General features: G+C 56.6%; 25 protein-coding genes and 1 tRNA gene. 24 read left to right on the top strand and 2 right to left on the bottom strand.

All coding sequences use genetic code 11. The features are described from left to right. Positions 1 to 385: 385 nt before the first annotated feature. The gene (locus BM181_RS07635) at positions 386 to 1,570 is read right to left on the bottom strand and encodes an iron-containing alcohol dehydrogenase (protein WP_075443568.1); all 1,185 of its coding nucleotides are present in this window, start codon (positions 1,568 to 1,570) and stop codon (positions 386 to 388) included. Between the two features lie 234 nt (positions 1,571 to 1,804). On the opposite strand from BM181_RS07635, the gene BM181_RS07640 reads away from it, so the two are divergent. The 5 genes from BM181_RS07640 to BM181_RS07660 all read left to right on the top strand — a co-directional run bounded on the left by BM181_RS07640 (position 1,805) and on the right by BM181_RS07660 (position 5,685). Beyond that, positions 1,805 to 2,695 carry a DMT family transporter gene (locus BM181_RS07640; protein ID WP_082336226.1) on the top strand — a complete coding sequence of 297 codons (891 nt, stop codon included), beginning with the start codon at positions 1,805 to 1,807 and terminating at the stop codon, positions 2,693 to 2,695. Between the two features lie 290 nt (positions 2,696 to 2,985). Beyond that, positions 2,986 to 3,186 carry a 4Fe-4S binding protein gene (locus BM181_RS07645; protein WP_075443570.1) on the top strand — a complete coding sequence of 67 codons (201 nt, stop codon included), beginning with the start codon at positions 2,986 to 2,988 and terminating at the stop codon, positions 3,184 to 3,186. Further along, positions 3,183 to 4,325, top strand: a complete 1,143-nt coding sequence (locus BM181_RS07650) for a 2-oxoacid:acceptor oxidoreductase subunit alpha (RefSeq protein ID WP_075443572.1) — start codon at positions 3,183 to 3,185, stop codon at positions 4,323 to 4,325. The genes BM181_RS07645 and BM181_RS07650 overlap by 4 nt, the downstream gene beginning before the upstream one ends. Before the next feature lie 2 nt (positions 4,326 to 4,327). Continuing rightward, a complete protein-coding gene (locus BM181_RS07655; RefSeq protein ID WP_075443574.1) occupies positions 4,328 to 5,152 on the top strand; it encodes a 2-oxoacid:ferredoxin oxidoreductase subunit beta in 825 nt (274 codons plus the stop codon). Next, the gene (locus tag BM181_RS07660) at positions 5,149 to 5,685 is read left to right on the top strand and encodes a 2-oxoacid:acceptor oxidoreductase family protein (protein ID WP_075443576.1); all 537 of its coding nucleotides are present in this window, start codon (positions 5,149 to 5,151) and stop codon (positions 5,683 to 5,685) included. Before BM181_RS07655 ends, BM181_RS07660 begins: the two co-directional genes overlap by 4 nt. A 42-nt stretch (positions 5,686 to 5,727) precedes the next feature. Here the strand turns inward: BM181_RS07660 and BM181_RS07665 are convergent, their stop codons facing one another. Further along, entirely contained in the window at positions 5,728 to 6,003 is a 276-nt protein-coding gene (locus BM181_RS07665) for a hypothetical protein (RefSeq protein ID WP_075443578.1), read from the bottom strand. Between the two features lie 871 nt (positions 6,004 to 6,874). On the opposite strand from BM181_RS07665, the gene BM181_RS07670 reads away from it, so the two are divergent. From BM181_RS07670 to BM181_RS07760, 19 genes are all read left to right on the top strand, one after another. After that, positions 6,875 to 7,921, top strand: coding sequence for an FAD:protein FMN transferase (locus BM181_RS07670; protein ID WP_082336227.1), 1,047 nt, complete (start codon positions 6,875 to 6,877; stop codon positions 7,919 to 7,921). 24 nt (positions 7,922 to 7,945) lie between these two features. Continuing rightward, positions 7,946 to 8,773 carry an ATP-dependent sacrificial sulfur transferase LarE gene (gene larE, locus BM181_RS07675; RefSeq protein ID WP_075443580.1) on the top strand — a complete coding sequence of 276 codons (828 nt, stop codon included), beginning with the start codon at positions 7,946 to 7,948 and terminating at the stop codon, positions 8,771 to 8,773. Next, positions 8,770 to 9,279, top strand: coding sequence for an NUDIX hydrolase (locus BM181_RS07680; RefSeq protein WP_255449423.1), 510 nt, complete (start codon positions 8,770 to 8,772; stop codon positions 9,277 to 9,279). Before larE ends, BM181_RS07680 begins: the two co-directional genes overlap by 4 nt. 52 nt (positions 9,280 to 9,331) lie before the next feature. After that, positions 9,332 to 9,407 (top strand) — tRNA-Ala (locus tag BM181_RS07685). A gap of 326 nt (positions 9,408 to 9,733) precedes the next feature. After that, the gene (locus BM181_RS07690) at positions 9,734 to 10,825 is read left to right on the top strand and encodes a hydrogenase small subunit (RefSeq protein WP_075429354.1); all 1,092 of its coding nucleotides are present in this window, start codon (positions 9,734 to 9,736) and stop codon (positions 10,823 to 10,825) included. Next, positions 10,826 to 12,739 carry a nickel-dependent hydrogenase large subunit gene (locus BM181_RS07695; protein ID WP_075443582.1) on the top strand — a complete coding sequence of 638 codons (1,914 nt, stop codon included), beginning with the start codon at positions 10,826 to 10,828 and terminating at the stop codon, positions 12,737 to 12,739. Positions 12,740 to 12,775: 36 nt separating this feature from the next. Next, positions 12,776 to 13,477, top strand: a complete 702-nt coding sequence (gene cybH, locus BM181_RS07700; RefSeq protein WP_075443584.1) for a Ni/Fe-hydrogenase, b-type cytochrome subunit — start codon at positions 12,776 to 12,778, stop codon at positions 13,475 to 13,477. Positions 13,478 to 13,533: 56 nt separating this feature from the next. Beyond that, a complete protein-coding gene (locus tag BM181_RS07705) occupies positions 13,534 to 13,776 on the top strand; it encodes a heavy-metal-associated domain-containing protein (RefSeq protein WP_075443586.1) in 243 nt (80 codons plus the stop codon). Positions 13,777 to 13,901: 125 nt separating this feature from the next. After that, positions 13,902 to 14,243: a hydrogenase maturation nickel metallochaperone HypA gene (gene hypA, locus BM181_RS07710; protein ID WP_075443588.1), complete on the top strand. Its 342-nt coding sequence runs from the start codon at positions 13,902 to 13,904 to the stop codon at positions 14,241 to 14,243. Beyond that, on the top strand, positions 14,244 to 14,912 hold the full coding sequence (hypB, locus tag BM181_RS07715) for a hydrogenase nickel incorporation protein HypB (RefSeq protein WP_075443590.1): 669 nt from the start codon (positions 14,244 to 14,246) through the stop codon (positions 14,910 to 14,912). A 158-nt stretch (positions 14,913 to 15,070) separates the two neighbouring features. Next, on the top strand, positions 15,071 to 15,670 hold the full coding sequence (locus BM181_RS07720; RefSeq protein WP_075443592.1) for a HyaD/HybD family hydrogenase maturation endopeptidase: 600 nt from the start codon (positions 15,071 to 15,073) through the stop codon (positions 15,668 to 15,670). Further along, positions 15,670 to 15,927, top strand: coding sequence for a HypC/HybG/HupF family hydrogenase formation chaperone (locus BM181_RS07725; protein WP_075443594.1), 258 nt, complete (start codon positions 15,670 to 15,672; stop codon positions 15,925 to 15,927). Before BM181_RS07720 ends, BM181_RS07725 begins: the two co-directional genes overlap by 1 nt. Further along, a complete protein-coding gene (gene hypD / locus BM181_RS07730) occupies positions 15,920 to 17,029 on the top strand; it encodes a hydrogenase formation protein HypD (RefSeq protein WP_075443596.1) in 1,110 nt (369 codons plus the stop codon). The genes BM181_RS07725 and hypD overlap by 8 nt, the downstream gene beginning before the upstream one ends. Next, positions 17,019 to 18,026 (top strand): hydrogenase expression/formation protein HypE, encoded by a 1,008-nt coding sequence (gene hypE, locus BM181_RS07735; protein WP_075443598.1) that lies wholly within the window; start codon positions 17,019 to 17,021, stop codon positions 18,024 to 18,026. Before hypD ends, hypE begins: the two co-directional genes overlap by 11 nt. Before the next feature lie 109 nt (positions 18,027 to 18,135). Next, complete coding sequence (locus BM181_RS07740; protein WP_075443600.1) at positions 18,136 to 18,603, top strand: hypothetical protein; 468 nt, start codon at positions 18,136 to 18,138, stop codon at positions 18,601 to 18,603. 85 nt (positions 18,604 to 18,688) lie between these two features. Then, a complete protein-coding gene (locus BM181_RS07745; RefSeq protein ID WP_075443602.1) occupies positions 18,689 to 19,633 on the top strand; it encodes a cation diffusion facilitator family transporter in 945 nt (314 codons plus the stop codon). An 86-nt stretch (positions 19,634 to 19,719) separates the two neighbouring features. Further along, positions 19,720 to 20,646 (top strand): hypothetical protein, encoded by a 927-nt coding sequence (locus BM181_RS07750; RefSeq protein WP_075443604.1) that lies wholly within the window; start codon positions 19,720 to 19,722, stop codon positions 20,644 to 20,646. Positions 20,647 to 20,880: 234 nt separating this feature from the next. Continuing rightward, complete coding sequence (locus BM181_RS07755) at positions 20,881 to 22,419, top strand: organic solvent tolerance protein OstA (protein WP_075443606.1); 1,539 nt, start codon at positions 20,881 to 20,883, stop codon at positions 22,417 to 22,419. Between the two features lie 39 nt (positions 22,420 to 22,458). Further along, positions 22,459 to 23,448 (top strand): bifunctional heptose 7-phosphate kinase/heptose 1-phosphate adenyltransferase, encoded by a 990-nt coding sequence (locus tag BM181_RS07760; protein WP_075443608.1) that lies wholly within the window; start codon positions 22,459 to 22,461, stop codon positions 23,446 to 23,448. Positions 23,449 to 23,458: the final 10 nt, after the last annotated feature.

Here is a 23,458-nt window from a genome sequence, read left to right on the forward strand (position 1 = left end):
TGTCTGGAGCGACTGTCCTAGGCACAGAATGATACGTACTAACGTATTAGCAGGTTGAAGATTCATTCGGGCTATTGCTGAAACGAAGCCGCCGGGCAGGGGAGTACCATAAGCGTAACATTGATGGTTTGCGTGAAGAAAATATTTTTTGCCTACACATTCCGTTGAAAAATTCACACCGTTCAAGCGTAGCGCGTTTGGGAACTTTTTCAATGCTTAGTTAAAGGCAAAAAATATTTTTAGCAAAGCATCTAAGTGAAGCGTTGGTACTCCCCTGCCCGGCGGCGCGGCTTTCCTCGAATAAAAACACGGTAATTTATAAACTGCAATTGGTAGGAAAAAAGCAGGAGCACCAACATGCTTTCGCATGGGCGCTCCTGCTTTTTTAGTGGTTAGCCAGCTGATAGATATCAATCGCCATCGCTTTGTCAAGCGGATGGAAGTTGCCGAGTTTTTTGGTGTCACCGGCAGTGGCCATGTCGGCGAGGTAGGCGATGCTGTTCTTGTCCTGGACGCCGATGCCGAGTTCGGTGAAGTTTGTCGGCATGCCGAGGGAGCGGAAGTATTCGACCATGCCCTTGATGCCGGCCTGGGCCTTTTCTTCGTCGCTGCCGCTGGTGATGCCGAAGATGCGCTCGGCGAACTGGGCGAAGCGTGGCACATCATCGCGCCATACGTACTGGGCCCAGGCTGGCCAGATGGTCGTCAGCGAGGCGCCGTGCGTGACATCGAATCTGCCGCTGAGTTCATGGCCAAGCTTATGGCAGGTAAAGTCCTTGGCGCGGCCGAGTTCTGTGAAGTTGCAGTGCGAGACGCTGCCGCACCACATGATCTCGCTCATGGCGTCGTAGTCCTGCTGGTTTTCCACGGCGACCTTCGACTGGGCCATGACGTTCTTGAGCAGCGATTCAGCGACGAGGTCGGTGAAGGCGTTGGTTTCCTTGCAGCTCGTGAAGTAGCGCTCGAGCGTGTGCATGAGGATATCCGAGATGCCGCAGACGAGCTGCTTTTTCGGCACCGTGAAGGTGAGTTCCGGATTCATAAAGGCGATGGCCGGGCGGTTGAACGGCGTGTTGAGCCCGGCTTTCTTGCCGGTTTCCTCATTGGTGATGACGGCAGAGTCGCTGGTCTCGCTGCCAGCGGCTGCCAGTGTCAGGATGCTGGCGACCGGCATGGATCTGGTGAGTTTCTCGCGTCCACACCAGAAATCCCAGACATCGATGCCGGGGTTCGCCGTGCCATGAGCGATGGCCTTGGCGCTGTCGATGACGCTGCCGCCGCCGATGGCGAGGATGAAGTCCGCCTGGAAGGCGATGGCCGTGCGCACGCCCTGGCGTACGAAGCCGAGGCGCGGGTTCGGCTGGACGCCGCCGAGGCTCTGGACGGCGAAGCCGGCTGAGAGCAGGATGCGCTCGACTTTGGCGAGCAGGCCGGATCTGACGACACTGCCACCGCCGTAGACGATGAAGATATGGCTGGCGCCGTATTCGCGCAGTTTCGTGGCAACCTGTTCCTCGGCGCCGCGGCCAAAGACGACCTCTGTCGGACATTTGAAGTTGAAGCTTTGCATGGAAATCCTCCTATCTGCGTAATGATGCTAACTTCTAGCATAGCAGGGAAAAATCCTGCTTTCAAGTGAGCAGGTCACACTTTGTCCGCTTATGATGCGCCGGGGAGCGGGCCATAGGTGTAACAGTGTTCACCAAAATTTTGCTGAAGTATAGCCAAGGGCGGTTCTTTCTGTTAGAATCTAGTCTTGTCTGAAAAGATTTATGGGAAAAAGATTGAAGGAGGCCGGAGGTTTTTGAATACAAAACGCGCGGAGCTGCTGATGCTCTTTGTGACGTTCTGCTGGGGTTCGTCGTATCTGTTCATGAAGGAAGGGCTTGACTCGATCGGGCCCTTCACGCTGGTGGCTTATCGGTTTGGCATTGCTTTTGTGGCGGCGGCATTGCTTTTGGGTAAGGCGTGGCGCAAGGTGACCTGGGCGATGGTGAAAGCGGGCTTTATTGTCGGTGCCATTGTCTTTATAGCGTTCAGCGCGCTGGTCATCGGCCTGGAGTCGACGACGACCTCGAATGCCGGCTTTATCACGAGCCTTATGGTCGTGTTCATCCCTTTTGTAGAAAAGATCGTTTACCATCGCCCGGTGCGGCGTGGCATCCTGGCGACGTCGCTGCTTTCGGTAGTGGGCATTGGCTTTTTGACACTGCAGGATGGCCTGCGCCTCAATCCTGGCGATGCGCTTTGTCTGCTCGGCGCGGCGCTCAATGCCGTGCAGGTCTGCTATGCGAGCCGGCTGCTCGTCAAGATGGATGCACTGGTACTCAGCGTATTGCAGTTCGGCTTCACGGGGCTTATGGGACTTGGCGTGGCACTTGCTTGTGAGACAACAGCATTGCCGTCTGGTGGTGCTGGCTGGTTTGCCGTCTTTTATCTGGGCCTTGTCTGCTCGGCCTTTGGCTTTATTGCGCAGCTGGTCGCGCAGAAGTATACTTCGGCTGAGCGCATCGGCATCCTGTTTTGCCTGGAGCCGGTGTTTGCGGCCATGATTGGCGTCATCTATCTGCATGAGCCGTTCGGCGCGGCCAGCCTGGCTGGTGCAGCCTTGGTACTGGCTGGTGTCATTTTGTCGGGACGCCAGGGAAGAGAGGAGACGTGCAAGAAAGCAGGAACGGTTGAAGCTTGCGATTGATCGGCTGAGATTGTCTATTTCTGATATACAAAGCAGGAGTTTGTCTGTAAATGGCGAACTCCTTTTTTAGTTCTTGATATGTCGTAGTATTCATATGTTTCTGAAAGTGTTTTTATGCAGAGCGGTGTTTATTGTATACATATTATAAATTTACAAAAATGCTGGATTTTTAAAATCGTATCTGCTATGATGTAAAAGTATATGGCAGAATATACATAGTTTCTATGTATTTATAAGCATATTAACGCGCGTTTTCGCGAATTGTGTGTGCATTACTAGGAGGGACCCCGATGAAGTCAGAGATCACCATCAAGATGGCTAGATGCAAAGGCTGTGGAATCTGCGTTGCATTCTGCCCCAAACAGGTGCTGGCGCTCGATGAGCTCGGCAAGGTACAGGTGGCAAACGGTGACGCTTGCATCGCCTGCGGTCAGTGTGAACTGCGCTGCCCGGATTATGCGATTTTTGTAGACAGGGGGGCAGAAGCATGAGTAAGGCAAGATTGATGCAGGGCAACGAGGCCTGTGCAGAGGGCGCTATCGCCGCTGGAGTCCGTTTCTTCGCGGGCTATCCGATCACCCCGTCGACGGAGGTCGCTGAGACCATGGCCAAGCTTTTGCCGCAGGTCGGCGGCAAGTTTGTCCAGATGGAAGATGAGATTGCGAGCATGGGCGCTATCCTTGGCGCATCGCTGGCAGGCCAGAAGGCCATGGATGCGACGTCGGGCCCGGGCTTCTCGCTCAAGCAGGAGCTTATCGGCTATGCGGCCTGCGCAGAGATCCCGTGCGTGCTCGTCAATGTCCAGCGCGTCGGACCCTCCACGGGCCAGCCGACGGCGCCTTCCCAGGCCGATGTCATGCAGACCCGCTGGGGTACCCATGGTGACCATCCAATCATCGCGCTCTCGCCCTGGAGCGTCCGCGAGACCTTCGATGCGACGGTCATGGCCGTCAACTACGCCGAGCGGTTCCGCACGCCGGTCATCCTGCTGATGGATGAGGTCGTCGGCCACCTGCGCGAGAAGGTCGAGCTGCCGGAGGCCAGCGAGCTTGACATCTATCCGCGCCGCGCGCCGAAGAAGACGCGGGCTGAAGGCTATGAGCCGTTTGCGCCCGATGCGGATCTCGTGCCGAATGTCGCTGACTTCGGCCAGGGCTATCATATCCATGTCACGGGCCTCCTGCATGATGATACGGGCTTCCCGGTGGGCAGCCCGCAGGTCACGGAGACCTCCATCCGCCGCCTGCATGAGAAGATTTCCCGCGTCGGCGAGGAGATCATCCATACGGAGGAATACTTCATGGAGGATGCCGAGTACGCAGTCGTCTCCTTTGGCGGCACGGCACGCACGGCCTATGAAGCCGTGCAGGATGCCCGCAAGAAGGGGCAGAAGGTCGGCCTGCTGCGCCTGATGACCATCTGGCCCTTTGCGGACAAGGCCATCGAGCGGCTGGCGGCAAAGGTCAAGGGCATCATGGTCGCCGAGCTCAACTATGGGCAGATCGTCCATGAGGTGCGCCGTGCGGCTGCCGGCCAGTGCCCGGTGGAGTTCTGCGGCAAGTACAACATGAAGGCGTTCGAGCCGGATGAGATCGCGCTCGGTATCGACAAGCTTTGCGGGGAGGCATAACCATGGAGAGAAGCTACGAGAAATATTTCCGCCAGAACCGGCTCCCGCACCTCTGGTGCCCGGGCTGCGGCAATGGCATTGCGATGAAAGCTATCGTGCAGGCCATCGAGAAGAAGGGTCTGTCCCAGGATAATACCGTCATCGTTTCGGGCATCGGCTGCTCGTCGCGGGCGTCGGGCTATATGGATTTTGACACGCTGCATACGGCACATGGCCGTGCCATTCCGTTTGCTACGGGCATCAAGCTGGCCAATCCGGATCTCAACGTCGTCGTCATCACGGGCGACGGCGACTGCACGGCTATCGGCGGCAATCACTTCATCCACGGCTGCCGCCGCAACGTCGACCTTACGGTGGTGCTGTTCAACAACAATATCTATGGCATGACGGGCGGCCAGGCTTCGCCGATGACGCCGCTGGGCAAGAAGGCCACGACAGCTCCGTACGGCTCGGTGGACAGGCCTTTTGATGCCTGCCATCTGGCCGAGGCTGCCGGCGCTACCTATGTGGCCCGGTCGACGGCCTTCCATGAGAAACACCTGGTCGACATGATCGCTGGCGGTTTTGACAATAAGGGCTTCTCCTTCATCGAGGCGCTGGTCCAGTGCCCGACGGCTTATGGCCGCAAGAACAAGATGGGCAGTCCTGCCAACATGCTCATGTGGATGCGCGACAACGCCGTCATGAAGGCGGCCTGGGACAAGCTGCCCGCTGAGGCGAAGGCGGGGGAGAAGTTCCCGATCGGCTGCTTCTATCAGGCCGAAGCGATGGATTATGATACGGCCTACGATCAGGTCATCGAGCGGGCAGGAGGTGCGTCGAAATGAGAAAACAGCTGAGATTATCGGGCTCGGGCGGCCAGGGCGTCATCACGGCGGCCATCATCCTCGCCGAGGCGGCCGTCGCAGAGGGCAAGGAGGCGGTGCAGTCGCAGTCCTATGGGCCGGAGGCCCGCGGCGGTGCTTCGAAGTCCGAGGTCATCATCGACGACAAGACCATCTATCATCCGCATGTACTCGTGCCGGATCTCGTGCTGGCGATGACGCAGAAGGCGGCGGACAAGTATTATAGCGACTTGAGCCCCGAGGGGCTGCTGGTCCTCGATGACAGCCTCGTGCCTGAGACACCGGATTTCCCCCATGTCGTCCGCATACCGATCACGAAGCTGGCCATCGAGCAGGTCGGCAAGCCCTTGTTTGCCAACATCGTCGCCCTTGGTGCGCTCGTGCGGCTGACAGGTATCGTTGCCTTCGATACCATCAAGGAATCGGTGGCACACCGCGTGCCGCCGCATACGGTCGAGCAGAATATGAAAGCGCTGCAGGTCGGCTGGGATGCCGCTGGCAGCGTGGCCAAATAAAAAAGGGTGGGAAAAATGAGGAATCATTTTTCCTACCCTTTTTTACAGCCATACATGACGCAGGCAGAGTGTGATGAAACATACGACGGCAATGCCGAAGGTGAAGAATTCGATGCACCGCACGGGGTACGCGTAGTGCAGCGGGATGTCGACGACGCGCGGCACGTTGCTGGCAAGCAAAGAGGCGGCAATCGAGATATAGAGGAGTACATTGACGGGCGGGATAGCCGTTGCTGTTGCGATAGCCCGGATCAGCAGGTAGCAGGCAAAGGCGATAAAGAAATAAGCGAGCTTGTCCGCGTGGAGACGGGGAGGCATATGATCACATCCTTTGTCAGCATTCTGTACATCCCGTACAGATTTTTTATCACGATTTCTGAATATATTTATAATAATTCGCGGATTGGGGATAAAATCCTGCTAAGATTGCAGAAAGGCATTAAGTTTCTGGATAAATTGCAGTTTGTCTGTTAGTGCGAGATTACAATAAGCTTGGTACAGCTCAGCTGGGGTGCTGGTGGGTGTACTTTTTCTCCGCTCCGCTAAATGACCCGCGCTGGCAGGGTGTACGTACCTAGATACATGCGCCGGGCAGGCCGGCGGCGCGCCAATACATCTTGGCGTTCTAGTTTATATCTACCGCGTGCCATCCCTCACTGCGTTCGGGCAATCGCTCCGTCTGCGAAGAAAGTGTACCCACCATCGCCCTCCGATATGTTGGAACAAGCCTGTTCCTTTCCGGCGATAGGCAACGAATTACATCGATGTGCTTGCTGCGGGAGAAACGGTTCGTACCACCTCAGATTTCCATTACCAAAGGGGCGAACGGGGTAGTGCTTCTTTCTGTCTGGAGCGACTGTCCTGCGCAGCAGGACTGGGCCGTAAGCGCATAAGCTAGACTCCGATGTGTACGCCGCGACCTGGTGACGGGAGCAGGTAACTAAGTCCGCAGAACTAGGCATACGGTCCATTTAGCGGAAACAGAAAAAGTACTACCCCGTGAACCCCGCGCTTCGTAGTAGCAGGATTCCATACGGACGCATACACCTCATCCGAGCGCTTCGCGCCCACCTTCCCCTCGGTAAGGGGAAGGCTGGAACTAAACCGTCAAACTGCAATTTGCCTGCGGCAAAAACTATTTTGTTGCGTTATAATGGAAGAATGAATCGGTGAGATGGGAGAGGGCGGAATGATGGCTGGTAGATGGCGGGCAGCTGGTGTGCTGGCTTTGTTTTGGGTGTGTATGGTGTTTGCTGGCTGCGGGCGGCAGGAGCCTGTGCGGCAGACGGTGCTGGTTATGGATACGGTGGCGACGCTGACGGCGACGGGGCCGGAGGCTGAGGCGGCTGTGAGCGAGGGCGTAACGCGGCTGCGTGAGCTTGAGGCCATGGCTAGTCCTGCTGGTGCAGATAGTGATTTGGTGAAACTTGCGGCGGCTGCTGGAAATGGCCAGTGGGTGAAGCTGCATTCTGAGGTCTATCATATGCTGGCGGTTTCGCAAGCGTATAGCGAACGTTCGGGCGGAGCCTGGGATGTCACGGCAGGGCCGCTGGTGGAGCTCTGGGGCATCGGCACGGAGCGGGCGCGTGTGCCGTCGGCGGCGGAGATCGCCGCGGCGCGGGCCAAGGTCGGCTGGCAGAAATTGGAACTTCTGCCGCAGACGCAGAGTGCCCGTCTTATGGAAGCGGGCATGTGCCTTGATTTGGGCGGCATTGCCAAGGGCTATGCGCTCGATGAAGTGCGCAGGATTTATGCACAGCATGGCATCAAGGACGGGCTTATCAATCTGGGAGCCAGTTCGCTCTATGCTGTGGGCAGGAATGATAAAGGGCAGCCTTGGCGTATTGGTATCCGTGATCCGCGTGCGGAAGACAAGGATACTAGGCTGGCTGTCGTGCCGCTTGGCGATGCGGCGCTTTCGACCTCGGGCGACTATGAGCGCTATTTCGAGCAGGATGGGGTGCGGTATCATCATATCATCGATCCGCGTACCGGTGCGCCGGCGCAGAATGCGGCGATGAGTGCGACCATCGTTGTCGCGGGCAGCTGTGCAGATGCCGGCATGCTGTCCGATTTGCTGACGACGACGGTGTTCGTCCTTGGCCCCGAGCAGGGACAGGCTTTCCTGGAAGACCTGCCGGATGAGGTGCAGGGTATGCTCTGTGACAAGCAGTACAAGCTTTGGGCAGCCCACGATTTTTTAGACGGTTTGCAGGATTTGCAAATCAATAGATAATAGACAGAGAGGTTGACAACAGGTATGCGTGAGGATTTACAGAAGAAACTGGCGGCGCTAAAGCAGCATTTGCAGGCGCTTGGTTCAGCAGCGGTGGCGTTTTCAGGTGGTGTCGATTCGACTTTTTTGCTCAAGGTGGCCCATGATACATTGGGCGATCGCTGTGTGGCGTTCACAGCGGGCTCGGATTTCGTGCCGCAGCGTGATGTCGAGGCGGCAGCGGCTTTTTGCCAGGCGCAGGGCGTGCGCCATATCGTGCAGCATTTTGATGTGCTGGCTATCGAGGGTATCGGCCATAATCCTGCCGATCGCTGCTATCGCTGCAAACACGCGTTGTTCAGCCAGTTCGTCGCCATGGCGGCAGACGAGCAGCTAAGCTGCGTCGTCGATGGCTCGAATCTTGATGACGATGGCGATTACCGCCCCGGGCGGCGGGCCTTGCGGGAGCTCGGTATCGTGAGCCCGCTGCATGCGGCAGGGATGACGAAGCAGGATATCCGTGATCTGTCCGCAGAAATGGGGCTGGCTACCTGGGATAAGCCTTCGTTTGCCTGCCTGGCTTCGCGCTTCGTCTATGGTGAGGAGCTTACGGCGGCGAAGCTGGCGGCCGTCAATCGCGCGGAAGAATATCTTATGGCGCAGGGGTTCCGGCAGTTCCGTGTGCGCCAGCATGGCAGCCTCGCGCGCATCGAGCTGCTGCCGGCGGATATCGAGCGTTTCCTTGCCGCAGGGCTGCGCGAGCAGGTGACGGCAGAATTCCGCCGCCTGGGTTTTTCCTATGTGACACTGGATTTGTGCGGCTACCGCACAGGCAGCATGAATGAAGTCCTGAAGGATGGAGGGAAGGCATGACGATGGCGAAGAGCAACCAGACGACGCTTTGCTATATCGAGCGCGATGGCCAGTATCTCATGATGCATCGCGTCAAGAAGCAGCACGATATCAACAAGGATAAATGGGTCGGCATCGGCGGGCACTTCGAGCCCGATGAGAGCCCGGAGGAGTGCCTTCTGCGCGAGTGCCGGGAGGAGACGGGGCTGGTGCTTACGGATTACCGGCTGCGCGGTGTCATCACCTTCATCTCCGACCGCTGGCAGACGGAGTACATGTTCCTCTACACGGCCACGGGATATAGGGGAAAGATCGGCGACTGCAACGAGGGCACCCTGGAGTGGATCGCCAAGGACAAGGTCTACGGGCTGCCGGTCTGGGAGGGCGACAAGATCTTTTTCCGCCTGCTGGAGACGCGCTCCACATGCTTCTCCCTCAAGCTGCGTTATGTGGGGGAGCAGCTCTGCGAGGCTGTGCTTGACGGGCAGCCGATGGATCTGACAAAAGGGCTTGAAATTTTCAAATGAAAGTACTATACTGAATAGTGTTTGCGGGGGATAGCCCGCAGGCAGTACGGATGGGGACGTAGCTCAGCTGGGAGAGCATCAGGTTCGCAATCTGGGGGTCGAGGGTTCAATCCCCTTCGTCTCCACCATCGACGATTCAGGTCAGGCAGTTGCCTGGCCTTTTTTGTTTATTTCGTATTATTTTATCGGGGAAAATAGCAGGAAAAAAACAGGACATCGCGAAATATAGCAGTAACGAGCCAAACTATATTAAGGATATTCTTGCGCTCTTGTGATGATACCATAAACGACATTAATAGTGAATACTATTCGGAATAGATATAGCTTTTTATTATTTTTTAGCGTATAATAAGGGTATTCACTATGTAGGGACCTTCTGCCGGCTGGTATTGAGCCACCAGCCTGAGGGATTCTATCGCAAGTATCCGCAAGGATAACATGAGGAGGTAAAAAAGTGGACAAACGGGAGAGTATGTGGGATTTATATCTCAAAAAAGGCATGAGCCGCCGCACGTTCGTCAAGAGCTGCGTGGCGCTGACGTCTCTGATGGGACTCAGCACGGACCAGGTGTCCAAAGTCGTTGAGGCTGCGGAGAAGAAACCGCTGCCGGTCGTTGTCTGGATCCATGGCCATGAGTGCACGGGCTGCGATGAGTCGTTCATCCGCTCGGGTGCACCGCTGGCATCCGATCTGGTGCTGAGCCAGATCGCCCTCGAGTACGACCACCTGCTGAGTGCAGCAAGTGGCGAGCCTTTCGAGGCGCATCTCGAGGAGACCATCCAGAAATACAAGGGTCAGTATATCCTCTGCGTCGAGGGTGCTGCCTGCACGAAGGACAACGGTGTTTACTGTATGTCCGGCGGCCATACGTTCACGCATACGCTGCAGCATGCGGCTCAGAATGCTGCGGCAGTCATCGCCTATGGCACGTGCGCAGTATCTGGCGGTATCCAAGCCGCGAAGCCGAATCCGACGGGATCCTCGGGCATTGCCCAGTTCGCTGGCAGCACGCCGGTCGTGAATGTACCGGGCTGTCCGCCGATTCCGGAGGTCATGACGGGTGTCGTCATGCATGTCGCCCTCTTTGGTACGGTACCGCCGCTTGATGGCGAGGGCCGTCCGAAACAGTTCTATGGCAATCGTATCCATGATACCTGCTATCGCCGTCCGTTCTTCGATGCCGGCATGTTCGCCGAGAGCTTCGATGATGCTGGGGCTAAAGCTGGCTGGTGCCTCTACAAGCTGGGCTGCCGTGGCCCGGAGACGTACAACTCCTGCGGCAACCTGCGCTGGTTCCAGGGCATGAGCTATCCGATCCAGTCCGGTGCTCCGTGCATCGGCTGCTCCAATGCGCACTTCTGGGATGACGGTGCGATGACCGAGCGCCTGCCGAAATTCGGCCAGCCAATCGGTGATGTCGACCAGATCGGTGCCGTCATGGCTGCCGCTACGGCTGTTGGCGTAGCTGGCCATGCCGCTGCCAGCGTCGTCCAGAAGAAGAAACGTATCGCTGATGAAAAGAAGAATGAGGGAGCAGGTGAATAAATGAAACACGTAGTAGTAGATCCAGTAACCCGTATCGAAGGTCATCTTCGCGTCGAGGTTCAGGTTGATGAAGCAACGGGCAAAGTAACCGATGCCCTTTCGTCTGGTACGGCATGGCGCGGCCTTGAGCTCGTCATGAAAGACCGTGACCCGCGTGATGCCTGGGCATATATCCAGCGCATCTGCGGCGTCTGCACGACGGCCCATGCACTGGGTGCTGTCCGCGCGGTAGAGGATGCGCTGGGCATCACGATCCCGAAGAACGCCAACTATATCCGCAACATCATGGCAGCTACGCTGACGGTGCAGGACCATATCGTCCATTTTTATCATCTGCATGCCTTGGACTGGGTCAGCCCGGTTGAGGCACTGGCTGCGGATGATATCGCTACGGCTAACCTGCAGAACACGCTGCTGAAAGACTATACGCTGCCGTTCCGTGCACCGGGCACGTCGGTGACAGAGGCCTATGAGCATGATTTCCCGGCAGCTACGCCGCAGTATTTCAAGCAGATCAAGGAAAAGGTCAAGGCCATCGTCGAGAGCGGCCAGCTCGGTATCTTCTCGGCGAACTGGTGGGATCATCCGGACTACAAGCTGCTGCCGCCAGAGGTTCATCTGCTGGCTGTAGCTCACTATCTCGAGATGCTCGACAAGCAGCGTGAGCTCGTCACGCCGCATGTCATCTTCGGTGGCAAGAACCCGCATCCGCACTATGTTGTCGGCGGTATGCCGTGCTCCATCTCGATGGAAGATGGCAACGCACCGGTCAATACGGCCCGTCTCGACATCGTCGACCGCGCCATCAACATGGGCCGTTCGCTGGTCAACAATTACTATCTGCCGGATCTTCTGGCTATCGGCTCGGCCTATGTCAAGGCAGGCCGCGTCGATGGCGGCGGTATGGCCAAGACCTGCGTGCTCGGCTATGGTGCTTATCCGGAAGAGCCGTTCAGCGGCACGAAGAACGGCGCTTTCTTCAAGAACCTGCTGATCCGCTGCAATGGTGTTGTCGAGGACTTCGGCAAGGGACTCGCTGGCTGCAAGGTCACCGAGGTCAATGGCGAAGACTTTGCCAACCGCAAGGTCTTCACGGAGAGCGTCGACCACTCCTGGTACGAGTATCCGGCCAAGAGCGAAGATGCACTGAACCCGTGGGATGGCGTCACCTCGCCGAAATACACGGGCCCGAAAGAGGGCTCGGCTACCGAGTGGAAAGCACTCAATGAGACGGGCAAGTACTCCTGGCTCAAGACGCCGAAATGGAATGGCAAGCTCTGCGAGGTCGGTCCGCTGGCCCGCTATATCATCATCTATGTCAAGGCCAAGAAGGGCCTGCTCGGCGAGCTGACCTGGGCAGAGAAGATGATGATGGATCAGATCGATGCCGTATCGAAGGTACTCGGTCTGGCTCCGGAAGTCTGGCTCCCGACGATGGTCGGCCGTACGGCTGCCCGTGCGCTCGACTGCCAGCTGGCTGCCGAGATCAACAAGTACTTCTTCGACAAGCTCATCGCCAACATCAAGTCCGGCGATACGAAAGTCGCTTCCAACGAGAAATGGGATCCGTCGACCTGGCCGAAAGAGTGCGAGGGCGTCGGCATCTACGAGGCTCCGCGCGGCGCGCTGTCCCACTACATCGCCATCAAGGATGGCAAGACGGACAACTACCAGTGCATCGTTCCGACGACCTGGAGCGCTTGCCCGCGTGATGACAAGGCCGGCCACGGCGCATATGAGATGGCTATGATGGACACGCAGGTCAAGGTTCCGGACAAGCCGCTCGAGATTGTCAAGGTCGTCCGTTCCTTCGATCCGTGCATGGCTTGTGCTACGCATATGTTCAATGCCAAGGGCGAGAAGATAAACGTCATCACCACCGATCCGTATTCTGGCACGCACGTTGAGAAATAAGCCGGGCTACCGGATGGAAAGGAAGGGAACAGTAGAATGAAGGAAGAAAAACGTAAAATCTACTACCTGTTCAGTCCGTATCTGCGGATTTTCCATTGGATCATGGTGCTGGCAATCATCGTGCTCTTCGTCACAGGGTTACTGGTCACGAAACCGGTAACCGTGCTGGGCATCGAACCAACCTACACTTCCATGTCCATGGACTGGGTAAGAAATATCCACTTTATCGCGGCATTTGCGTTCTGTGCAGCGTTCATCCTGCGCATCTACGGATTTATCGTGAACAAGGGCGACCGTCTTTTCCCGCGCGTTTGGGAAGGCCACTTCTACAGTGAGACCATCGACGTTGCGCTCCACTACATGCTTCTGAAACCGCACCATGCACCGTTCCTGCGCAACCCGCTGGCGCGTGCATCGTATGCCGGGCTTTACGGTATGGTACTCGTCGAGATCCTCACGGGTTTCGCGATGTACTATATGACTGAGCCGTCGAATATCGGCGGCATCCTGTTCGGCTGGGTCAATGTTGTCCTGGGCGGCGAGATGATGACGCACTGGGTGCATCACATCTTTGCCTGGCTCATCATCGTCTTCGCCATCGGCCATGTCTACATGGTCCTGCGTGCCGACATCATGGAGGCAGAGGGCGAGGCATCCTCGATGTTCTCGGGTGTGAAATTCCTCGAGCATGTCCCGAAGGATGCGAACGAAGTCGAGCCACCGAAAGTCCAGAAATAAGGGACGGCTGGTCAGAAGTTCCATTTCATTCAGTATGATCAAAGGAGAATCAGATTATGTGTAAAGAATGCGGCTGCGGCGAGACGAATGGCAACACGCGTCTCCAGTTCTTTGTCAAAGGCTATACGGACGAGAATGCCAAGGAAGTAGAAAAGGCACTTCTCGGTCTTCCCGGTGTCATGTTCGTCCATATCCATGCGCACGATGGTGAGACGGTAGTAGACTATGCGCCTGCTAAGACAAAGCTCATGGACATCGTCGGCGTGTTCAGTGCACGTGGTCTCGAGGCTGCTTTATAAGCTGGTGAGCTGATCTGAGGGAGCTGTCGCTGCCAGCCCTCCCCAAGAGGGATGGGGCCAGACAGCTCCCTTTTTATTATGTGCTGCCAGGCCGCAGGAGGCCTGCTGGCGCAGGAGGAAAACAAATGCATGAGATGGCTCTGGCCGAGGGAATACTCGATATTGCCCTCGATTACGCAAAACAGAACAACGCGCAGAAAATCAATGAGGTCGGCCTGCTGATCGGCGAGATGTCCGGTGTCGAGCAGGAGTCGCTGCGATTTTCGTTTGCGATGCTGGTCAAGGGAACGATTGCCGAAGATGCGGTGCTCAAGATCAAGCTGGTGCCGCTGATGGGGCAGTGCTCCAAGTGCGGCAAGAAGTTCCATGTCGACCATTACGATTTCTGGTGTCCCGAATGCAAGGACGGTGTCCTCAAGACAATCTCGGGACGCGAGATGCAGGTAGAGTATCTGGAGGTGGATTAAATGGCTGAGATTCAGGTCATGAAAAATATCCTGGGAGAGAACGACCGCGTGGCGGCCGAGAACCAGGCGATGTTCAGGGAGAAGGGCGTCTATGTCATCAATCTGATGGGCTCGCCGGGAGCTGGCAAGACGTCGGTGCTCGAGAAGACGATGGAAAAGCTCAAGGATAAGCTCAAGATGGCAGTCATCGAGGGCGATCTCTTCACGAGCAAGGATGCGGACCGCATCGAGCGCCACGGTGTGCCGGTCATCCAGATCAACACGGCTGGCGGCTGCCATCTGGATGCGCCGATGGTGCAGAAGGTGGCCAAGCAGATGGATCTGGACAACCTTGACCTGCTGATTGTCGAGAATGTGGGCAATCTCGTCTGCCCGGCGGAGTTCGCGGTCGGCGAGGATGACAAGGGCGTCGTGCTCTCGATCACCGAGGGCGATGACAAGCCGATGAAGTATCCGCTGATCTTCAAGGAGTCGGCCATTGCACTGCTGAACAAGGTCGATATCCTGCCGTACTGCAACTTCGACATGGCTGCGGCTAAAGAGGACATCACGACGCTGCATCCGGGCATGCAGGTGCTTGAGGTATCGTGCACGACGGAGCAGGGGATCGAGGAATGGTGTGAGTGGCTGCGCAAACGGGTGGCTGAAAAAAAGGCTGGCAGCAGGTAAGGGGGAGCATCGAAGGCGCGCGGACAGGCAAAGCATGCCAATGCTGCGCTTATAGCATCCCTTGCCTGCCCTCGCTTATGTAGAGCAAAAAGCCTTCCCCTCTGGGGAAGGTGGCAGCCGTAGGCTGACGGATGAGGTTTTAGGAGAGGTTTAATCATATGGCTGATGTATTTGGTAATGGCTCGGATGCAGTGTCGAGCCTTGATAATGTCCTGCATCCGGCGGATGTGACGATCTTGGGTGTGGGCAATGTGATCCTGCGTGATGAGGGGTTCGGCGTGCGGGTGGCGGAGTACCTTGATGCGCATTATGCGTTCCCCGAGAATGTGCAGATTGTCGATGGCGGTACGCTGGGGATCGAGCTCACGCAGTATGTGACGGGGACGAATAAGCTGCTGGTCATCGATTCAATCAATGGCGGGGCGGAGCCGGGGACCTTGTTCCGGTTCCACAACGATGATGTCATGGATCATTTCCAGGAGAAGATTTCGGCCCATGAGGTCGGCATCCAGGATGTGCTGGCGCTGCTCACAGTGACGGGGCATAAGATTCCGGATGTGGTGGTTATCGGGGCGCAGCCTTATGACCTGGAGGCAGGCGTTGAGCTGTCGCCGGGGATGCAGAAGCTTATGCCGCAGGTCGTCGAGCAGGCGCTCAAGGAGCTGGCGGCCTGGGGTATCAAGCCCCAGGTCAAGGAGAATGCTGCGGCGCTTGATTTTGGAATCGTGGCCGAAGAGGCGATCAGGAGGGATTCATAATGTGTCTGGCAGTACCAGCGAAGGTGCTGGAAATCGAAAATGCTATCGGCAAGGTGGAGATCGCAGGCGTCAGCCGTGAGGTCTCGATGATGCTTTTGCCGGAGGCCAAGCCTGGTGATTTCGTGCTTGTGCATGCGGGTTTTGCGATGCAGATCGTCGATGAGAAGGATGCGGAGGAGACGAATGCGCTGCTGGCCGAGATGAAGGGCGCGCCGCGCACAGTCGGCGCGATAGAGGAGTCGGTCAGCCATGGATAAGAAAGAAGAACGGGAGCTTGCCCAGCGTCTCGTGGCCGAGATAACGGCGCTGGCGGAAACGACAGGACGCAAGCTGCGCTTCATGGAGGTCTGTGGCACGCATACAGTGGCGATTTTCCGCGCGGGCATCCGCCAGCTGCTGCCGGCGAATGTCGAGCTCGTGTCGGGGCCGGGCTGCCCGGTCTGCGTGACCCCCGATGATTATATGGACAAGGCCATCGCCTATGCGCAGCATCCCGAGGTCATCATCACGACCTTTGGCGATATGCTCAAGGTCCCGGGGACGAAGTCGAGCCTCAGCGAGGCTAAGACGAATGGCGCGGATATCCGCATCGTCTATTCGCCGCTCGATTCCATCCAGATCGCCAAGGACAATCCCGATAAGAAGGTCGTGTTCCTCGCCGTCGGTTTTGAGACAACGGCACCGACGGCGGCGGCTACGGTGCTGGCCGCCGAGCAGCAGGGGGTGAAGAATCTGTTCATGCTGTCGGCGCAGAAACTCGTGCCGCCGGTCATGGAGGCACTGCTAAGCGATGAGCAGGTGCATGTCGATGGCTTCATCCTGCCGGGGCATGTATCGGTCGTGACGGGGACGGGCATCTATGAACCCATCGTGCAGAACTATCATGTGCCAGGTGTTGTCACGGGCTTTGAGCCGCTGCAGATCCTGCGCGCCCTTTATCGCCTCGTCAAGCAGGTCGCAAAGGGCGAGGCCAAGGTCGAGAATGAGTATGAGGATGTCGTGCGTCCCGAGGGCAATCCGGTGTCACAGCGCATCACGGATACGGTCTATGAGGCTGCCGATACGGGCTGGCGCGGCATGGGCATCGTGCCGCTGTCAGGGCTCAGGATGCGGGCGGAGTACGCTGCCTTTGATATCGAGCAGGTCATGCCGCTGCCGGCAGGCGAACTGCCGCCAGCCAAGAAGACGGCCTGCCGCTGCGGCGAAGTATTGCGCGGTATCGTGACGCCGCAGGACTGCCCGCTGTTTGGCAAGGCCTGCGTGCCTACGCATGCCATTGGGCCCTGCATGGTATCGGTCGAGGGTGTCTGCGCGGCTTGGTTCAAGTATGGACAGGGGAGATTCGAATATGGTAAGTGATAAGGTGACACTCGCGCATGGCGCGGGCGGAAAGATGAGCCAGGAGCTCATGGAAGAAGTCATCCTGCCGGCCTATGGCAATCCGCTGCTGGAGGAGATGCACGATGGTGCGCAGGTGCAGATGAATGGACAGGTGGCATTCACGACGGACTCCTATGTGGTCCAGCCGCTGTTCTTTGCCGGGGGCAATATCGGCAAGCTGGCGGTCTGCGGCACAGTCAACGATCTGGCCATGACGGGGGCGATCCCGCGCTATATCTCAGCTGGCCTTATCATCGAGGAAGGCTTTCCGGTAAAAGACCTCAAGGAGATCCTGGCGACGATGCGCCAGATGGCAGATGAAGCCGGTATCTACATCGTCACGGGCGATACGAAGGTCGTCGAGAAGGGCAAGGCTGACGGCATCTTCATCAATACCGCTGGCATCGGTGATGTCATCCACGGCACGCATATCTCGCCGAAGAATGTGAAGCCGGGCATGAAGGTCATCCTGTCGGGCTATATCGGCGACCATGCGGCAGCAATCCTGGCTGGCCGTCATGGCCTTACCCTTCCCGATACGGTCAAGACCGACTGCGCGCCGCTCTGCCATATGACTAAGGCTATGCTTGAGGCAGCACCGGATATTGCTGTGCTGCGCGACCCGACCCGCGGCGGCGTGGCCGCGGTGCTCAATGAGATAGCTGTGGCTTCGGATTGCGGCCTCCTCATTGACGAGGAGGCTTTGCCCATCCATGAGGAGGTACAGGGGGTCTGCGACATCCTCGGCTTCGATCCGCTTTACTTGGCCAATGAGGGCAAATGTGTGGCCTTTGTGCCGGCTGACGAGGCACAGGGAGTGCTTTCGGTCATGCAGGCCAATAAATACGGCCGCGATGCGCGCATCATCGGCGAGGTCACGGAGACCGCCAAGGGACAGGTCGGCCTGCGCACGGCCATTGGCGGCATCCGCGTCGTCGATATGCCGCTGGGCAACCTCGTGCCGCGCATCTGCTGATCTTTGCGGTAAAGCAAATCTTAATCTTGCAGCTATTGACGCCTGCGCGTCTGCTCCTCTATAATGAAAGGCGTTCAAAGATTTTACGATAGAGGGAAGCGAAACATTGATGATAAAAAAGCGTGTCCTGCCAGTATTGCTGGCAGCTTTGCTGCTCTTCAGCGGTACTTGCCTGGCAGAGAATATGCAGTTCGTGGATGCCAACGGTACCACGGGCTACTATGTTGACGTGGATTCGATTGAGTTTTCGACCGATAAGGTCTGGATCCAGCCAGACCCCATCCCGGCGCAGGAGCCGGGGAAGCCGGCTGTAGTGCCGCAGGGGTATATGGCCGAGGTTGAAATCGTGACGGCCCGCGTCGCCGTCATCAAGGCGCGGCAGAACCGCCGATTCATTTATCGCATGCGCTTCAATCCGACGCAGTCGACCTATCAGATCCTGTCGTCGGTTACGCAGCAGTATGATACGCGCACAACCCTGCAAGCGAACAATACACCGCTTACGGCAACGGGGTATTCTGTCTCGTCGCCGATGCATGAGATGGTGGATTTCATCTATGAGCAGCCGCGCAAATAAGGAATCAGAGCTTCCTCTGTCTGGAGGAGGCTCTTTTGCATGGTGGCGCTAGGAAAGATTTTACAAAATAACAGGAGGGATTCTTATGACGGAACATGCTGCGCTCAAGCAGCGGACGGCCTGGCTGTCCATCTTTTCGAATACGACGCTTGTCATCTTGAAGCTGATTGTCGGTCTTTATGTTGGCGCTGTGAGCCTTGTTTCTGAGGCTTTGCATTCAGGTGTCGATCTCATTGCAGCACTCATTGCGTTCTGGGCGGTAAAAAAATCGCTGGTACCGCCGGATGAGGAGCATGATTATGGGCATGGCAAGTTCGAGAACCTGTCGGCGGCGGTCGAAGCCCTGCTGATCGTCGGGGCAGCTGTCGGCATCGTCTACGAGTCGGCGCAGAAGTTCCAGTCGGCTGAGGTCCCGGAAGCGCTGGGCTACGGCATCGCCATCATGCTCGTATCGATAGTCGTCAATATCCTTGTCTCGCGGCGGCTGATCCATGTCGCCAAAATCACGGGATCGCAGGCGCTTGAGGCTGATGGCCTGCATTTGCAGTCCGATGTCTGGACCTCGGTCGGTGTCCTTATTGGCTTGGCACTTATGCAACTTACGGGCTGGGCCTGGCTGGACCCTGCCATTGCTATCCTTGTTGCTGGGATTATCTTCCGGGCGGGCTGGCGCATGGTTACGGAATCGGCCATGGAACTTACGGATGCGAGCCTGCCTGCTGAGCAGGAGCAGCGCATTACCCAGATCATCGAGAGCGTTCCCGAGGTGCGCAGCTGCCATTGCCTGCGTACGCGCAAATCGGGTTCCTACAAGCTGCTTGATGTGCATGTGCTGTTTGATGGCAATATGCATCTGTCTCATGTCCATGCGGTCTGTGATGAGCTGGAAGAGCTTATCCGCGCGGAACTCGGCACGTTCGATATCCTGATTCATCCGGAGCCTGACGGCTCTCATGCCCCCGAGACGAAATCAAGCCATTATGAGGAATCCCAGCAAAAGATTACTGCGGATGATTTAAGCCAGCATTAATCGGTATTTTAGCAGGATTTCAAGTTTTTTATCCGGAAGTATGGTACAATAGATACCGAGTTCATTTTGAAACGGAGGAGATAGTAATGAGATTCCGCAAAGTATGCAGTATGTTTTTGAGCGCTGTGATGCTGGCATCGTCCATGAGCATGGCTGCCGCTGCAACGCCGGCCACGGTACAGGACAAACTGGCCATGATTGAGAAGGATACCTACGGGGTCGAGCAGACGGGGGCCATCACGGAGCGCATCAATAAGCTTGAGCGTGACTACAACGGTGCGCATCGCTCGGGCAGCATGATGGCCCGTGTCGATGCCATCTACCATGACCTCTACACCAATGGATCGTCGCCATCGACCCTTGCGGAGCTCAATGCTATCGAGTGGAATATCGATCATGAGGTCAGCATGAACCCGGTCGAGAAGCGCGTGGCGGATATGGAGATGTCCATCAATGGCAAGACGTCAGAGGGCACCTATGACCAGCGCATCAAATCCCTGGCGAAGCTGTCCTTCGGTTCTGAGACGCTGCCTGTTGAGCAGGTCAATGTGCCGGCCAATACGCTCATCAAGGTGGCACTGGTCGATCCGGTCAACGCCAAGAACCTCAAGGCAGGCGACATCGTCCGCTTCAAGGTAGCCCAGGATGTCATCGTGAGCGATCATCTGGTATTTGCCAAGGGCGCACCGGGCGAAGGCAAGGTGCAGAAGGTAGAGCAGGCCAAGAACTTCGGCCGCAATGCTGAGGTGAAGATCGACTTCTACAAGACCAAGGCCATCGAAGGTACGGATGTGGAAACGCTGCTGGGGGCTGAGGCCGAAAAAGAGATGAAGAATCTGGCCATGGCTGCGGGCGCAAGTCTCGCTGGCATGGTGATCCTTGGCCCCATCGGCATCATCGGCGGTGCCTTCGTCAAGGGCAAGAACATCGACCTGCCTGAGGGCACGGAGTTCTATATCCAGACCAAGGCTGATACGCTGCTTTACGGCGTAGCTACGACGACGGCCGAATAAGTGAGATGAATATGCTAGAGGTCCGTTGGCTCCGAATAAGGGTCAGCGGACTTTTTCAATCAAGGAGAGCCCCTAAGATGGGGATCTGCAGATCTGCGAGAAACGTTGCCGCCCCCTCTGGGGAGCGAAGGAGCTGCTGGCATATCCCTTTTTATTGCGTGAAATGCATTTCTGTTATATTATTAAAGTAGTGTGTTTAGATTCAGACGTATCGTACAGAAGGAGAACCTTTTGATGAATAGCAACCAGAAAATACTGGCGGGCATGGTGGCTGCTGCCGCTGTGCTTCCGGGCATGCCAGGGACTGCCTATGCGGCGTATTCGGCGGATTCGGATACGGGCATCCAGGCGCTGGACTATATTGAGAACAATCGTATCGAGGAGCGTCAGCGCCGGCTGACCGATGAGCAGAAGAAATTGCTTGAAGATGCGGCGAATATGGAGAAGCATCTGCGGCAGCCGCTGGCCAAGGACAAGCCGATGCCGGTGGCCTTTGAAGGCGAAGATCTTACCTATGATCAGCGTGATGGCAGTTTCATCGCCAAGGGCAAGGTGGATATCCTGCAGATGGATGCGCACCGTTTCCAGGGCGAGGAAGTCACGGGAAATACGGAAAGGCAGGAAATCGACATTCCCGGCAAGGCGCATATCCTGCAGATGACGCCGGGGCAGATGCGAATAACGCTTGATGGCTATAAAGCGCATTACAACTATGGCACCAAGACGGGGACAATCGATAATGTCCGCGGTAAGGCCGATGCGCACTATATCACGGGTAAGCGGTTTGAGTTCTATCCGGACCATATCGTGGTTTATGATGGCACGCAGACCAAATGCGGTGCTAAATCACCGGATTATCATCTGCAGGCGAAGAAAATCACTATGTACCCGAATGATAAGATTGTCTTGGAAGATGTCTCATTCTGGCTCAAGAAGGTAAAACTCTATTCACGTAAGCGTTATGTTGTCGACATCAGTCCGGGATCGGATAAAGCGAAATATCCCTATCCACGGGTGGGGTATAATACCGACGATAAGCTGACTTTCAGCTGGGATCTTTCATTTCCTGTGGCCAGCAATGTTGCGGTCAATACGAATATTTATGTCACAGGGGCCGATGGCTGGCGTGGCAATTATGATGTGACCTGGAAGAATAAGAAGATGGCGACGGGTGTCACCTATGGCTATTTTGAGGATAGCGATAATCGCTGGATTCGCAAGCAGCCAGCTGTATTCTGGCGCTATGGCGATCATATCGGCGACAGCCGCTTCACGTATAAGCTTTATTCCGAGTATGGCCGTTGGTATGGAAATGGCATTCATAGCAATCATAGCTATTATTCGGCAACTCTGGGCTATGATCCCATCAAATTCAGCCGTTATACGCTCTATTTGAGTTTGGGCTATAACATCACGCGGGAGTCGTACGATAATTCGCGTGTGGCCGGCATCAAGGCCGATGCTGTACTGACGAAGGATTTCGATGAGCGCTGGGCAGCCTATGCGGGCTATCATTATAGCCGGAAGGATGCAGCAAGCTCCTTATTCAATTTCGGTACGGATGATTACCGCCGCAAGCTTGAAGGTGGTTTCAGCTATCGCGTGGATGAGAAGAACCGTTTGGCAGTCGGCACGAAATACGATCTTGACCATGGCAAGTGGAAGAATATCGATTACTATTGGTATCATGATATGCATTGTGCGGAGTCGATTGTGCGCTATAAATCGCTGCATAATCAAATCAGTATACGCTTCCAGTTCACGCCATGGTAAACAGGAATATACGCAAGAATGATTGAGGATGTTTGACTTATGAGAAAAGAACTGGCACCAATCCTGGAGGAAATCCAGGGACAGAATATATTGGTCATCGGCGATATGGTGGCCGATATCTATCTGGATGGCCGCATTTCGCGCATTTCGCGCGAGGCTCCGGTGCTCGTGCTTGAGCAGGCGGGCGAGAAAATCATTGCGGGCGGCGCGGCCAATGTTGTCAACAACGTGGCAACGCTTGGCGGCAATGTCTTTGCCGTGGGGCTGGTCGGGCTTGACAATGCGGCCCGCGGGCTCAAAGAAGCGCTGGAGAGAAACGGGGTGCATACGGATGGCTTGTTCTGTGACGAGAAGCGTCCGACCATCTCGAAGACGCGGGTCATCGCGGGCGGCCGGGCTACGGTCAGCCAGCAGATCGTGCGTATCGACAAGGAGAGCCATGAGCCGATGGCACCAGCCTTTGAGTCGCAGATCATGCAGTATGTGAAGTCCCTGCTGCCCAAAATCAAGGGAATCGTCCTCAGTGATTACGGCTCCGGGACAGTCACGCCGAAGCTTTCGCAGCAGCTTATCAGCTGGTGCCGTGCGCATGGCATCCCGAGCATGGTGGATTCGCGTTATGATATCCACCGCTTCAAGGGCATCGGCTATGTCAAGCAGAACGATGCTGAGCTTGCGGCGGCCGTCGGCAGGGAGCTGGCGACTGAGGAGGATATCTATGCGGCGGGGCAGGAGCTCCTGGAGGAGCTGCAGGCCGATGGTGTCCTCGTGACGCGGGGCGAGTATGGCATGGTGCTGCTGGAAAAAGATGGTGCGATCCATAACATCCCCGTGTCCGATAAGAGCGAGGTCTTTGATGTATCGGGCGCTGGTGATACCTGCGTAGCGACGGTCATCCTGGCCTTGGCTGCTGGTGTCGATCCCGCCCGGGCGGCCGAGCTTTCCAACGTTGCCAGCGGCATCGCTGTGCGCAAGCTGGGCACGGCCACCGTCAGCAAGGCGGAGCTGGCCGCTGTATTAGGAAAATGAAGAGGGAACG

It is taken from the genome of Pseudoselenomonas ruminantium, from assembly GCF_900113715.1.
In the GTDB taxonomy this organism is placed as follows: domain Bacteria; phylum Bacillota; class Negativicutes; order Selenomonadales; family Selenomonadaceae; genus Selenomonas_A; species Selenomonas_A caprae.